This is a genomic window from Acidimicrobiales bacterium (assembly GCA_035316325.1).
In the GTDB taxonomy this organism is placed as follows: domain Bacteria; phylum Actinomycetota; class Acidimicrobiia; order Acidimicrobiales; family VFJN01; genus DASXTK01.
In genome coordinates, this window is sequence record DATHJB010000153.1 from 1 (window position 1) to 12889 (window position 12889).

Here is a 12889-nt window from a genome sequence, read left to right on the forward strand (position 1 = left end):
ACATGCGGCTTAATCTCCTCGCATGGATTTCGCCCTCTCGTCCACGTGCCAGGAACTGCAGAAGAAGCTCCTCGACTTCATGGACGAGCGGGTCTACCCCGCCGAGTCGGTCTACCGGGAGCAGATGGCGGCGGCCGGCGACCCCCACGCCCACCCCCAGGTGATCGAGGACCTCAAGGCGGAGGCCCGGGCGCGGGGCCTGTGGAACCTCTTCCTCCCACACCGCACCCAGTGGACCGAGGGGCTCTCCAACCTCGACTACGCCCCGCTGGCCGAGATCATGGGTCGCTCGCCGCTGGCGTCGGAGGCCTGCAACTGCGCCGCGCCCGACACCGGCAACATGGAGATCTTCACCATGTTCGGCACGCCGGAGCAGCAGGAGCAGTGGCTGCACCCGCTGCTCGAGGGCGAGATCCGCTCGGCGTTCGCCATGACCGAGCCGGCCGTCGCCTCGTCGGACGCCACCAACATCGAGTGCTCGATCGTCCGTGAGGGCGACGAGTACGTGATCACGGGCCGCAAGTGGTACATCAGCGGCGCGGCGTCGCACCGCTGCAAGATCCTCATCGTGATGGGCAAGACCGACCCGTCGGCGTCGCCCCACCTGCAGCAGTCGATGGTGCTGGTGCCGATCGACACCCCGGGCGTCACGGTGGTGCGCAACATGCAGGTGTTCGGCTACACGGACCGCGAGGGGCACTGCGAGGTCGGGTTCGAGGGCGTCCGGGTGCCGGTGACGAACCTGCTGGGGGAGGAGAACGGCGGCTTCGCCATCGCCCAGGCCCGCCTCGGCCCGGGCCGGATCCACCACTGCATGCGCACCATCGGAGCCACCGAGCGGGCGCTCGACCTGCTGTGCTCGCGGTCGCTGGCGCGGGTCGCCTTCGGCAAGACGATCGCCGAGCAGGGTGCGTGGGAGCAGCGGATCGCCGACGCCCGCATCGCCATCGACCAGGCCCGCCTCTACACGCTGTACACGGCCTGGCTGATGGACACGGCTGGCAACAAGGCGGCCCGCACCGAGATCTCGGCGATCAAGGTGGCGGTGCCGCAGATGGCGTTGCAGGTGATCGACGACGCGATCCAGATGTTCGGTGCCGCCGGCGTCAGTCAGGACACGCCCTTGGCCGCGCTGTACGCCGGCATCCGCACCCTGCGCATCGCCGACGGCCCCGACGAGGTCCACCGCCGCACGGTCGCCCGCCGCGAGCTCCGCAAGCACGAGCAGCGCTAGGCGGTCACGCGGTCGCCTCCGCCACACAGACCTGCAGCGCTGCGACGGCCCGGCCGTCGGCCCAGTTGGCGATCGCCGGGCGGTCGGGTGGGTAGAAGACCGAGTGGGTGGCGGCGTTGTCGGACACGGCGAAGAGCACATCGCCGTCGAACGCCCACACCGAGGCGCCGGGGATCAGGGCACCGTCGGGCTCGTAGAGGTTGCCGGCGACGTAGCGGTACTGGCCCTCGGTCGCCGTGAAGGCCTGGTCGACGGTGGTCGCCAGCTGGGTCATCGACAGGTCGATGGCGTTGACGTCCCCCTCGCTCGCCGCCCGACACGCCCCGGGATCGACCGGCACCGGCGTCGAGGGCGGCTGCTCGGTCGTGGTCGTCGTCTCCGGCGGCGCCGCCGATGCACCATCGTCGTCGTCACCGCCACACCCGACGATCCCGAGGACCCCCGCCGTCACCACCACCATCACCCGCGCCCACCCCATGTCTCTCACCGTAGGCGCCCCACCACAGCTATGGGAACACAAGATCGCGTCCGTACAACATCCGTACAGAGTAGGCTGATGCACATGGCAGTGAAGACCAACCGGTTGGAGACGCGAGTGTCGCCCGAGGAGCGGACGCGCATCGAGCATGCGGCCGCGGTGGCCGGTATGAGCGTCTCGGCGTTCGTGCTCGCCGCCGCCATGGAGCGCGCCGAGGAGGTCATCACCGAGTCGATGACCATCACCGTGCCGGCCGACTTCTTCGACGCCCTGCTCGCCGACATCGACGATCAGGAACCGGTGCCGCAGCTGGCGAAGGTTGCCCGCCGGGCCCGGCGCCACCCCCGTATCGTCATTCGGTGAGTCACGTCGTCGAGCTACTCGGCGACCACGACCACGACGGCTTCGACTGCGGCAACGCCGAGCTGAACGACTGGTTGTGTCGCCATGCGGCGGGCGCCACTGGGCAGGGCACCCGCACGTATGTATTGATGGCTGGGGTGAAGACGGTGGGCTACTTCGCCATCGCGCCGTGCCACGTCACCCGGGGACAGGCTCCGAAGAAGATTGCTCGGGGTGCCACGGCACAGATCCCGGCGATCTTGCTCGCGAAGCTTGCTCTCGATCGCTCGCTCCAAGGAAAGGGCATGGGCGCCGAACTGCTGAACAGTGCGTTGACCGTCATCGTCAACTCCGCCCGACGAGTCGGCGGCCGGATCGTCGTGGTCGACGCGATCGACGACGATGCCGCGGCCTTCTACCGACATCACGGCTTCATGCCTCTCCCCGACGACTCGCATCGCCTCGTCCTGAAGCTCAGCAGGGCGGCGAAGTCGCTGGGGGTTCCGTGGCCCTGACCTCCCTCACAGGAGGAGGTCGGACAAGGTGCGGGGTTGGTAGCGGCCGTGGGTGGGGGAGCCGACGAACTGGTCGGACTCGACGACGATCTGGCCGCGGCTGAGGACCGTGTCGACCTTGCCCTGGATCTTGATGCCCTCGTAGGCGGAGTGGTCGATGTTCATGTGGTGGGTGGCGCCGCCGAGGGTGGTGGTCGCGGAGGGGTCGTAGACGACGACATCGGCGTCGGAGCCCGGGGCGATCGTGCCCTTGCGGGGGTAGAGGCCGAACAGGCGGGCCGGGGTGGTGCAGGCGACGTCGACCCAGCGGGGCAGCGAGATGTGCCCGTCGACCACCCCCTGGTACAGCAGGTCCATCCGGTGCTCCACCGTGCCGATGCCGTTGGGGATCTTGGAGAAGTCGCCGATCCCGAGCTCCTTCTGCTCCTTGAAGCAGAACGGGCAGTGGTCGGTCGACACCACCTGCAGGTCGTTGAGCCGCAGCGCCCGCCACAGGTCGTCCTGGTGGTGCTCGTGGCGCGACCGCAGCGGCGTCGAACAGGCCCACTTGGCGCCCTCGAACCCCGGCGCCCCCAGGTGGTCCTCCAGCGTGAGGTAGAGGTACTGCGGGCAGGTCTCCCCGAACACGTTGGCCCCCGCCGACCGGGCCTCCGCCACCCGCGCCACCGCCGCCCCCGCCGACATGTGCACCACGTACACCGGGCAGCCCGCCACCTCGGCCAGCTTGATCGACCGGAAGGTGGCCTCCTCCTCCAGCGCCACCGGCCGGGTCAGCCCGTGGTTGATCGGCGACGTGTCGCCCCGCTCCAGGGCCTGGCGCACCAGCACGTCGATGGCCGGGCCGTTCTCGGCGTGCACCATCACCATCGTCCCGTTGGCGGCGGCGGTCTGCATCATCCGGAGGATCTCTCCGTCGTCGCTGTAGTAGACGCCGGGGTAGGCCATGAACAGCTTGACGCTGGTGATGCCCTCGTCGGCGAGGCGGTCGAGCAAGGAGAGCGACTCGTCGGTCACGTCGCCCACGATCATGTGGAAGCCGTAGTCGATGGCGCACTGGCCGGCGGCCTTGGCGTGCCAGGCCTCGAGCCCCTCGAGCACCCGCTCGCCCTTCCGCTGCACGGCGAAGTCGACGATCGTGGTGGTACCGCCCCAGGCTGCGGCCTGCGTGCCCGAGGCGAAGGTGTCCGACGAGAACGTGACGCCGAACGGCACCTCCATGTGGGTGTGGACGTCGACGCCGCCGGGGATCACGTACTTGCCCGCCGCGTCGATCACCCGGTCGGCCACCACGGTCGCTGAGGACGCCGACGACGACGACGCCGACGGCAGCAGCGCGGCGATCCGCTCGCCGTCGATCAGCACGTCCTGGGCGACGGCACCCTCGGCGGACACGACGGTGCCGTTGGCGATCAGCGTGGTCGTCACCGGGAGAACGGTAGAACGTTCCCATGCCGACCGGACGAGACTGGATCGTTGCGTACGCCGAGGAGCTGGGCATCGACCCGCCCGACGACGCCACCGTCGACACGCTGCTGGAGCTGGCCGGCGTCGCGGCCCACGCCTCCGAGCGCCTCGCCGCACCCGTCGCCTGCTACCTCGTGGGCCGTGCCGGCCTCGACCCGCAGGAGGCTCTCACCCGGGCCCGGAAGGTGATCGTGGCCGGCGGCTGAAAGGAAGCGCACAGCTGGTGCGCCGGGTGGGCGCGAGGCGAGCTACCGTCGCCTCCCGATGGGCCTTTTCGGACGGCGCAAGGCAGCGGAACAGGCGTTGGGCACCGCGCAGGCGGAGCTCCAGGCGCTGCGCGGCCAGTTGGCGGCCGGCGAGTCGGCACGCCGGGAGCTGGCGGCCGAGCGCGACCGGCTGCGGCAGAACGGCGACGACCTGCGCGCCACCGTCGGGCGGCAGACCGCCGAGATCGAGGCCGCCGAACGGGCGGTCGCCGAGGCCACAGCCCGCGAGGCGGCCACCCGCACGCAGGCGCTGGCCGAGGGCGGCCCCGGCCCGTCGTGGCCTCTGGTCCTGGCCGACATGCAGCGCCGCTGGGCCAACACCGTGGGCGTGCAGCCCGCCGACCGGGCGATGAAGGCCACCGACGTCCCCGGCCAGCTGGCCGAGGCCCTCGACCGCGAGGTCGAGCGGGTGCGCGAGGAGGTGGGCGTCGACGTGAGCATCGTCCTCAGCGGCGGCATCGCCACCCCGCAGCCGGTGGTGTACCTCCTGGCGGCGACCGACCTGCTGGGCGCCATGGTGTCGACGTTCGAGCGGGTGGCGCTGGAGGTCGACGACGGGTTGGTGATGGTGGGCGAGGTGTGGTCGGAGCTGGGCGACGACCTCGAGGTGGCGCGCCAGCGGGCGGTCGACGCCGGCCTGGCGGTCGACCCCGTCGAGGTCGACGAGGAGCGCGTGCGGGTCACGCTGCGGTCGTGAGGACGCGGTGGTGAGGTCGCGGTGAGGTTCACGGCCGAGCACCGCTTCGGCGGTCCGGTCGACGCCGTGGTCGCCCTGCTCACCGACCCCGAGTTCCACCGGGAGCTGCAGCTGCCCGACCTGTCGCTGCCCGAGGTCGTGGCGGCTGACGTCGACGGCGACGACGCCCACCTGCAGCTGCGCTACGAGTTCGTGGGGTCGCTCGACCCGATCGCGTCCCGCCTGCTGGGCGGCCGCAAGCTCACCTGGCTGCAGGACCTCGACCTCGACCGGTCCACGGGCAAGGGGCGCCTCCGCTTCGCCGCGGAGGCCGAACCCAAGCGCCTCCACGGCAAGGCCGACTTCACGGTCGCGCCGGTGGACGGCGACGCCGGCGCCAGCGTCCGCCGCCTGACCGGCGAGCTGAAGGTCGGGGTGTTCGGGGTCGGCAGCATGGCCGAGGGCCGCATCGTCCCCGGCCTCCGACGCCGTCTCGACATCGAGGCCACCGAGCTCGACCGCCGCCTCACGTCCGCCGACTAGCCCGGCGTCACCCGGTCTCGCTAGCGATTCGCTAGCGCACCCTTCCGTACGTTCCTCGGGTCCCAGACGACCACGAAACGAGGAGCAGAGTCACGTGGCGGACATCACAGCATCGGTGCTCGGTGACATCACCGACCCGAAGGTGCGCAAGGTGTTGCAACCGATCATCCAGCAGGCGCAGCTGGCGGCGGAGAAGGTTGCCGCGCACCACCATCAGCCCAAGGCGTTCCTCCTGCCGAAGGACCCCAAGTCCCTGGAGGGCATCCTGCAGACCCGCTTCGCCGAGCTGCCCCAGCAGGTGAAGTCGAAGGCGGCCAACAACGCGCTGGCCAGCCTGGCCCAGCCGGCGTCGGCCCGGGCCAGCCGCGTCGGCGAACTGGCGAAGATCAACCTCGCCTCGGCCGAGCCGATCGAGACGCAGATGAGGAAGATCGCCATCCCGAAGGTGAAGCTCACCACCGCCGAGCTGCTGAAGGCGGTGCACGCTCCGGCGGCGGTGGCGGTGACGTCGGCCAAGGCGTACAAGCAGGTGGAGCTGCGCCTGCACCGCGTGCGCTGCGTCGACGAAACCAACGGCTGGTTCGGCAGCGAGGCCGGCTCGGACGAGATCCACCTCGCCGGCAGCGAGGTCGACGAGAGCGGCGACACCCACAAGATCAAGCCGTTCAAGGTGGCGAGCTTCGACGACGGCGACGTGAAGACGTACTCGCCGCCGCGTCGCTTCTGCTTCTTCAACCTGGGCGAAGGTACGAAGTACCCGAAGAGCTACTTCGTCACCTTCGTGATGGCCGAGGTCGACATGGGCGGGCTGCCCGACTTCGTCGACAAGCTGTACAACTGGGTGAAGGGCAAGGTGATCACCGCCCTGACGGCGTACATCGGCGGGATGATCGGAGCCAGCGGCGGTCCCATCGGCGCCATCATCGGCGTCGCCGTGGGCTGGGCGGTCGGGAAGGTCTACGAGATCTTCAAGAGCATCTGGGAGGACGAGGTGTTCCCGCCGACCACCGCGCGCCTCGACGTGCCCACCGCGACCCACCGCTTCCCCGGCGGCGCCATCGACAGCAGCGAGTCGACGGCGGTCTTCAGCGGCCACGGCGGCAAGTACGAGCTGCGCTACGACTGGCGCCTGTTCGACAAGTAGCCGGCAACGGCGACAGGCGCGTCCGGACTCAGGACGGCAGGGAGCTGCGACTCCCTGCCGTCCTGGCGCGTGCGCAAGGATGTGCCGATGGGAGCTGGAGGCTCGGGGGCCGACTCGCTGGGCGTGCTCTTCCCACGCCCGCAGCGCCTGACCGTCGGCGGCGAGGGCGCACCGGCCGGCGCTCCGGTGCGGGTGGTCACGGCCGCTGACCTGCCTGCCGAGGGGTTCCGGCTCACCATCGGGGCCGACGGCGTCACCCTCGAGCACCGCGACGACAACGGTCGTCGCTACGGCTCGGCGCTCCTCGACCAGGTCCGCGCCCAGTCCGACGGTGGTCGGCTCCCCGGCCTGCGGGTCGACGACTGGCCCGACTTCCCGGTGCGCGGCTTCATGCTCGACGTCAGCCGCGACCGGGTGCCGACCCGGGGGACCCTGTCGCGCCTGGTGGGGCTGCTGGCCCTCGCCCGCTTCAACCAGCTCCAGCTCTACACCGAGCACACCTTCGCCTACCGCGACCACGAGACCGTGTGGCGCGACGCCTCGCCGATCACGCCCGACGACGTCGTGTGGCTCGATGCCCTGTGCCGTGACCAGGGCATCGAGCTCGTGCCCAACCAGAACTGCTTCGGCCACATGCACCGCTGGCTGGAGCACCCCGAGTACCGGGAGCGGGCCGAGGCGCCCGACGGCTTCGAGATCATCCCGGGCATCCGACGGCCGGCGGCGGTGCTGGCCCCGACGCCGGACAACGCGGCCTTCGCCCTCGACCTGTTCGACGAGCTGCTGCCGAACTTCACCAGCCGGCAGGTGAACGTCGGCTGCGACGAGACGTTCGAGCTGGGGGAGGGGTTCAGCCGCGACCTGGTGGCCGCCCGGGGTCGGGAGGATTTGTACCTGGAGCACCTGCTGCGGATCGTCGGCCCGCTGGCGGATCGGGGCTACGAGGTGCAGTTCTGGGCCGACGTCCTGCGCCGCGACCCGAGCCTCGTGAAGCAGCTGCCGTCGGGTGTCGTGCCGGTCGCCTGGACCTACGAGGCGCCCCGGCGTGGCGGCGCGCGCGGCGGGTCGCTCCCGGCGCCGCCACCGGAGATCGCCGCGGCGCTGGCCCGGGCCGGCATCGAGCCCGACGCCCACCTGGGGTTCGCCGCCAACACCGCGCCCCTGGCCGAGGCAGGCGTGCCCTTCTGGGTGGCGCCGGGGACGTCGGGCTGGATGTCGCTGGTGGGTCGGATCGACAACGCCGTCGCCAACATGGTCGACGCCGCCGAGGTGGGGCTCGATCGTGGTGCCGGGGGCTACCTGCTCACCGAGTGGGGCGACGGCGGGCACATGCAGCCGCCGTCGGTCGGCTTCGGGCCGATCGCGTTCGGCGGGGCGGTGGGCTGGTCGCTGGCTGCCAACCGCGACCTCGACCTGGCGGAGGTCCTCGACCGGCACGTCTTCACCGACGCCACGGGCACCCTCGGCCGGGTCCTCGACACCCTGGGCCACGCCTGGCGTCGCACGGGCCAGCGGGGCTTCAACTGCTCCCCGCTGGTGCCGGCCCTGGCACCCGACCTCGTCCAGCTGGTGATGGGCCGGCCCGATCCCGCCCTGCTGGCGCCGCTGGTCGAGGAGCTGGACGGTGCGCTCGACGACATCGCCGGGTCCCGGCCCGAGTCGACCGACGGCGACGTCGTCCGCCACGAGCTGACGACCGCCACCCGTCTGGCCCGCCACGGCGCCTACCGCCTGCTGCGCACGGCCGGCGCCCCCGCCCCGTCCCCGGCGGAGCTGCGCACGGACCTCGCCGAGGCCGTCGACGCCTACCGGGAGTCGTGGCTCGCCCGCGCCCGCCCGGGCGGCCTCCGGGAGAGCGTCGGCCACCTCGAGGCCACGCTCGTCAGCTACGGGTAGGGCGTGTCCTACAGGCGCAGGGGCTTGATGGGAGCCGCGACGAGGGTGGGGTCGGTGCGCCAGTCGATGCCGGGGACGTCGACGTAGAGCTCGATCTCGTTGCCGTCGGGGTCGGCGACGTAGAGGCTGTGGGTCACGGTGTGGTCGCTGGCGCCGAGGATCGTCGTCCCCGACTCCTGCACGCTCGCCAGCGCCTCCCGCAGCTCGTCGTCGCTGTCGCCCACCTTCAGCCCGAAGTGGTACATGCCGACCCGCCGGCCCGCCGGGAGGGGCGCGGCGTCGGGCCCCACCTCGATGAGCAGCAGCTCGTGGTGCGTCCGCCCACCGGGCGCCGAGAAGGCGGCGATGGGGGCCACCGTCGCCGGCTCGTCGGGGTCCGGGAGGATCTGCCGCCAGCCGAGCACCTCGCGGTAGAAGCGCGACGACCGCTCGATGTCGCGCACGTAGAGCACGATGTGCCCGAGTTCCTTCACTTCCATGCCTCAGGACTACCAGGCGACTTACTAGTTGCGTCACCAGTAAGTCGGCCTGGAACTAGGGTGGGCCCGCGGAGAGTGGGGGCTCCCCGGGGGAGGCATGCGACGGACAGGAGACTTCATGACGAGCCGGAAGCCCGCGACGTTCATCGCCCTGGGGGTCGTGTTCGGCCTCCTGGTCGCCGCGCTGGTGGCGGTGCTCGTCTGGCCCGACAACGGCTCCGACTCCGACGACGACCGCGCCGAGCCGGCGTCGAGCAGCCGTGACGACGACGGCGCTTCCTCCGGTGACGACGCCTCCGGCCTGGGCGACGTGGCGGGGGAGCCCGCTCCCGAGGTGCCCGCCCGTGACGCCGTCGACCTGCCCGACCTCGACCTCTCCGCCGCCAACCGCCGGGGCCAGGTCGCCGGCCTGCCCGACTGGTCGCACGCCGGCTACCGGGGCGGCGAACCCCTCCCCGCGGAGGGCGACTTCACCACCGACGACGCCTGCCTCATCACCGCCGCGGAGCTGTCGAGTGGCTATGACGTCGCCCCCGACGACGACCGCGACGACAGCGAGGGCCTCCAGGGTGCCGTCGACCGCATCCGCGACGTCTGTTCACCGCGGGCGTCGTACGACTCCCTGTCGCGCATCGAGCTGCCCAAGGGCGTGCTCGACGTCTCGCGGGAGATCTCCGTCGACGCCGACTACCTGGTGATCCGGGGTGCGGGCTCCGACCCGGCGTCGGGCACCCGCATCGTCTTCCGCCCCGACGAGTCCACCGCCTACGACGCCCTCACCGACGACGGCGGCGACTGGGACGAGGACGGCATGACCCACAGGGACGGCAAGGGCGGCTGGCTGTGGCCCGGTCGCGGCCTCTTCCGGGTGCAGTCGCGGGAGGTCGACGAGGATTACCGGGCGGCCTACGACTCGGCACCCGACGACCGGCGCGACATCTTCGAGGGCACGGTCAACGTCCACTGGAAGGCCGGGGTCGAGCTGGGGGAGGAGCCCGGCGACGACCGCTTCTCGGCGGTGGCCGGCGACACGGTCGTCCACCTCGACGAGGGCGCCGACCTGGACGACTTCACCGTCGGCGGCTGGGTCAACATCCGGGCCGCCAACTCGCGGGATTTCTACGATCAGCAGTCGGCGCTGCCCACCGACTTCGACCTGCAGAACCTCCACATGCGCCAGCAGATCTTCACGATCGCGGCGGTCGACGAGGACGAGCACACGGTCACGCTGGACAAGCCCCTGGAGTTCGACGTGCCGGTCGACTCGACGTCCGACGGGTCCGACGAGATCGAGGGCGACACCTACGAGTCGAAGGCGTCGCCGCTGGTCGACCCGGTGGTGGGCGTGGGCTTCGAGGGCTTCCACTTCGGCCAGGTGATCCCCGACGGCGACCCGGCCGACGCGGAGCACGAGTACGGCAACCTGGCGCCCGCTTACGAGATGCACGGGATCGTGTTCAAGTGGGCGGTCGACGGGTGGGTGCGCGACACGGCCAGCTACATGACCGGCTCGCACCCGGTCGTCACCGAGGAGGCCAAGAACCTCTCGATCGTGGGCAACTGGTTCGAGGGCTCCTGGAACAAGGGCAAGGGCGGCAACGGCTACCTGCGAGGGTCCCGGGTGTGGGACTCGCTGTACGCCGGCAACGTGCTGCGGGGGTTGCGCCACGCCACGTTCCAGTGGTCGGCGTCGGGCAACGTGTTCATCGGCAACGACACCGACTCCGACCTCAACCTGCACGGCGGCTGGGAGCGGGACAACCTGTTCGAACGGAACACCGTGCGGGTGCCGTACGAGCACCGGCCCGGGTCGTGCACCGCCAACTGCGGCGGGGAGGGCGGCTCGGGCGACGAGGCCGACGACTCCGCCTGGTACCCGATCTGGTGGGGCGCGGGGCAGAAGGCCGTGAAGTGGTCGGGGGCGACCGGGCCGCGCAACGTCTTCTACGGCAACCGGATGGAGAAGCAGCTGGCTTCCGGTGGGGCGTTCGAGCCGTACGCGCCCTACGCGTCGCCCACGACGGTCTACGTCTTCGGGTGGAACGGCACGGCCTACCAGCACCTGTCGTCCGACGGCGAGCCGATCGAGGACTGGGCCGGCCACGAGACCGACGACTTCACCGCCTCCGGCGACGGCGTGGCCACCTTCACCGACCCGGGCCCGTCCCTCTTCCTGAAGGAGTAGCCCGGTAGGTTCGTCCCTCCATGAAGGCTGTGCGCATCCACGACCGGGTGGGACTCGACGGACTCGACGGGCTCGTCTACGAGGACGCTCCGGACCCGGTGCCGGCGGCGGGCGACGTGCTGGTCGAGGTGCGGGCGTGCGGCATCACCCCGAACGAGCTCGAGTGGCCGGGCACCTGGGTCGACCGGGCCGGCCGGCCCCGCACGCCGACGGTCCCGGGCCACGAGGTGGCGGGCGTGGTGGCGGCGCTGGGGTGGGGGACCACAGGGTTCTCGGTGGGTGACGAGGTGTTCGGGCTCTCGGATCCCTTTCGCGACGGCGCCGCCGCCGAGTACCTGGCGATCGAGGCCCGCAACCTGGCCCTGAAGCCGGCGACGGTCGACTTCGTGGGCGCGGCCGCGCTGCCCCAGGCAGGGCTGACGGCGTGGCAGGCGCTGTGCGTGCACGGCCGGCTGAACGCGGGGCAGACGGTGCTGGTCCACGGAGCGGCGGGCGGTGTGGGGAGCCTGGCGGTGCAGCTCGCTCGGGCGCTGGGGGCCAAGGCGATCGGCACGGGCCGGGCGTCGGCGCGGGACCTGGTTCTGTCCCTGGGCGCGGTCCGCTTCGTCGACCTCGACGCCGAGCCGTTCGAGTCGGTCGTCCGGGGCGTCGACGTGGTGTTCGACACCATCGGCGGCGACATCCTCGCCCGCTCCGCGGCCGTCGTCCGCGAGGGAGGGGTGCTGGTCTCCATCGTCTCGCCCCCTCCGACCCCCGACGGCATCTACTTCGTCCGCGAACCCGACCGCGCCCAGCTGGCGGACCTGGCCCGCCGCGTCGACTCCGGCGAGCTACATCCCCAGGTCACCGCGGTCTACCCCTTGCCCGAGGCGAGGGAAGCCTTCCTGGCCAAGTCGACCGGGAGCCTCCCCGGCAAGGTCATCCTCACCCCTTAGGTCGCTCGCGAAAAGCCCCGGAAAACGGTGGTTATGGGAGGGGAACACATGTACGGTACGACGTATGTACGAGACGGTCAGAGACACACTGGCGACAGCGATCTGGGAGCTCGTCATCCCCGTCGATCCGGTCGCCCTGACCGACTGCCTGGGTCTGCTCGACCGACTGCACGCCACCGTCACCACCGCAGTGGGCGACTTCGACCGCGCCGAAGGGTGGCGCGAGTCGGGTGCGGTGAACATGACGGCCTGGCTCAAGTCGACGGGTTGCAGCGCTCGGAATGCTCATGGGATGGCGCGGACGGCGCGGCGGTTGGGTGATCTGCCGGTGTTGGCCGAGGCCTACCGGAACGGGACGCTGTCGTCGGGCCAGGTGCAGGCGATCGTGGTGAACCTCAACGACGCCATCACCCCGTTGTTCGCGTGGGCCGAACCCGATCTGGTGCCGACGCTGGCGGCGATGTCCGTGAGTGATGTGGCCACGGCGATGCAGGCCTGGGCGCAGGCAGCGAAGGACTCGCTGATCGACCCCACCGACCCGGAGCCCGCGCGTCCGGAACGCCGGCTGCACCTGTCGCGGACGATGAACGGCCGCCGGGAGCTCTCCGGGTCGTTGGACCCCGAAGCCGGGGCGATCACCGAGACCGCGTTGCGGTTGGCGTCCACTGACGATGTGGAGGGCGAGCCGGAGCGGTCGCCGGCGGAGCGGCGCGCGGACGCGCTGGTCGACAT

The 12889-nt window shown here is 71.2% G+C and carries 14 protein-coding genes; 11 read left to right on the plus strand and 3 right to left on the minus strand.

All coding sequences use genetic code 11. The annotated features are described in order from the left end of the window. Nucleotides 1–22 precede the first annotated feature (22 nt). Nucleotides 23–1234 (plus strand): acyl-CoA dehydrogenase family protein, encoded by a 1212-nt coding sequence (locus tag VK611_20020; GenBank protein HMG43628.1) that lies wholly within the window; start codon nt 23–25, stop codon nt 1232–1234. 4 nt (nt 1235–1238) lie between these two features. Here VK611_20020 and VK611_20025 read toward each other — a convergent pair whose 3' ends face one another. After that, a complete protein-coding gene (locus VK611_20025; GenBank protein HMG43629.1) occupies nt 1239–1712 on the minus strand; it encodes a hypothetical protein in 474 nt (157 codons plus the stop codon). Between the two features lie 84 nt (nt 1713–1796). On the opposite strand from VK611_20025, the gene VK611_20030 reads away from it, so the two are divergent. Both VK611_20030 and VK611_20035 read left to right on the plus strand, forming a co-directional pair. Further along, nucleotides 1797–2075, plus strand: coding sequence for a DUF1778 domain-containing protein (locus VK611_20030; GenBank protein ID HMG43630.1), 279 nt, complete (start codon nt 1797–1799; stop codon nt 2073–2075). Next, nucleotides 2072–2569: a GNAT family N-acetyltransferase gene (locus VK611_20035; GenBank protein HMG43631.1), complete on the plus strand. Its 498-nt coding sequence runs from the start codon at nt 2072–2074 to the stop codon at nt 2567–2569. The genes VK611_20030 and VK611_20035 overlap by 4 nt, the downstream gene beginning before the upstream one ends. A 6-nt stretch (nt 2570–2575) precedes the next feature. On the opposite strand, the gene hydA is transcribed toward VK611_20035, so the two are convergent. Beyond that, nucleotides 2576–3994 carry a dihydropyrimidinase gene (gene hydA, locus VK611_20040; GenBank protein HMG43632.1) on the minus strand — a complete coding sequence of 473 codons (1419 nt, stop codon included), beginning with the start codon at nt 3992–3994 and terminating at the stop codon, nt 2576–2578. A gap of 23 nt (nt 3995–4017) precedes the next feature. Here hydA and VK611_20045 point away from each other — a divergent pair, with 23 nt between their 5' ends. The 5 genes from VK611_20045 to VK611_20065 all read left to right on the plus strand — a co-directional run bounded on the left by VK611_20045 (nt 4018) and on the right by VK611_20065 (nt 8558). Next, complete coding sequence (locus tag VK611_20045) at nt 4018–4239, plus strand: DUF6457 domain-containing protein (protein ID HMG43633.1); 222 nt, start codon at nt 4018–4020, stop codon at nt 4237–4239. A gap of 58 nt (nt 4240–4297) precedes the next feature. Next, a complete protein-coding gene (locus VK611_20050) occupies nt 4298–4996 on the plus strand; it encodes a hypothetical protein (GenBank protein ID HMG43634.1) in 699 nt (232 codons plus the stop codon). Between the two features lie 21 nt (nt 4997–5017). Then, entirely contained in the window at nt 5018–5518 is a 501-nt protein-coding gene (locus tag VK611_20055; GenBank protein ID HMG43635.1) for a DUF2505 family protein, read from the plus strand. 94 nt (nt 5519–5612) lie between these two features. Then, a complete protein-coding gene (locus VK611_20060) occupies nt 5613–6662 on the plus strand; it encodes a hypothetical protein (GenBank protein HMG43636.1) in 1050 nt (349 codons plus the stop codon). Between the two features lie 87 nt (nt 6663–6749). Further along, nucleotides 6750–8558 carry a glycoside hydrolase family 20 zincin-like fold domain-containing protein gene (locus VK611_20065; protein ID HMG43637.1) on the plus strand — a complete coding sequence of 603 codons (1809 nt, stop codon included), beginning with the start codon at nt 6750–6752 and terminating at the stop codon, nt 8556–8558. Between the two features lie 8 nt (nt 8559–8566). Here the strand turns inward: VK611_20065 and VK611_20070 are convergent, their stop codons facing one another. Next, nucleotides 8567–9037 (minus strand): VOC family protein, encoded by a 471-nt coding sequence (locus VK611_20070; protein HMG43638.1) that lies wholly within the window; start codon nt 9035–9037, stop codon nt 8567–8569. A 118-nt stretch (nt 9038–9155) separates the two neighbouring features. Between VK611_20070 and VK611_20075 the strand changes: the two genes are divergently transcribed. From VK611_20075 to VK611_20085, 3 genes are all read left to right on the plus strand, one after another. Then, nucleotides 9156–11222 carry a hypothetical protein gene (locus tag VK611_20075; protein ID HMG43639.1) on the plus strand — a complete coding sequence of 689 codons (2067 nt, stop codon included), beginning with the start codon at nt 9156–9158 and terminating at the stop codon, nt 11220–11222. 20 nt (nt 11223–11242) lie between these two features. Then, on the plus strand, nt 11243–12157 hold the full coding sequence (locus VK611_20080; GenBank protein ID HMG43640.1) for an NADP-dependent oxidoreductase: 915 nt from the start codon (nt 11243–11245) through the stop codon (nt 12155–12157). A 64-nt stretch (nt 12158–12221) separates the two neighbouring features. Next, nucleotides 12222–12889 (plus strand): DUF222 domain-containing protein (locus VK611_20085; protein ID HMG43641.1); only part of this gene is annotated, 668 nt, incomplete at its 3' end.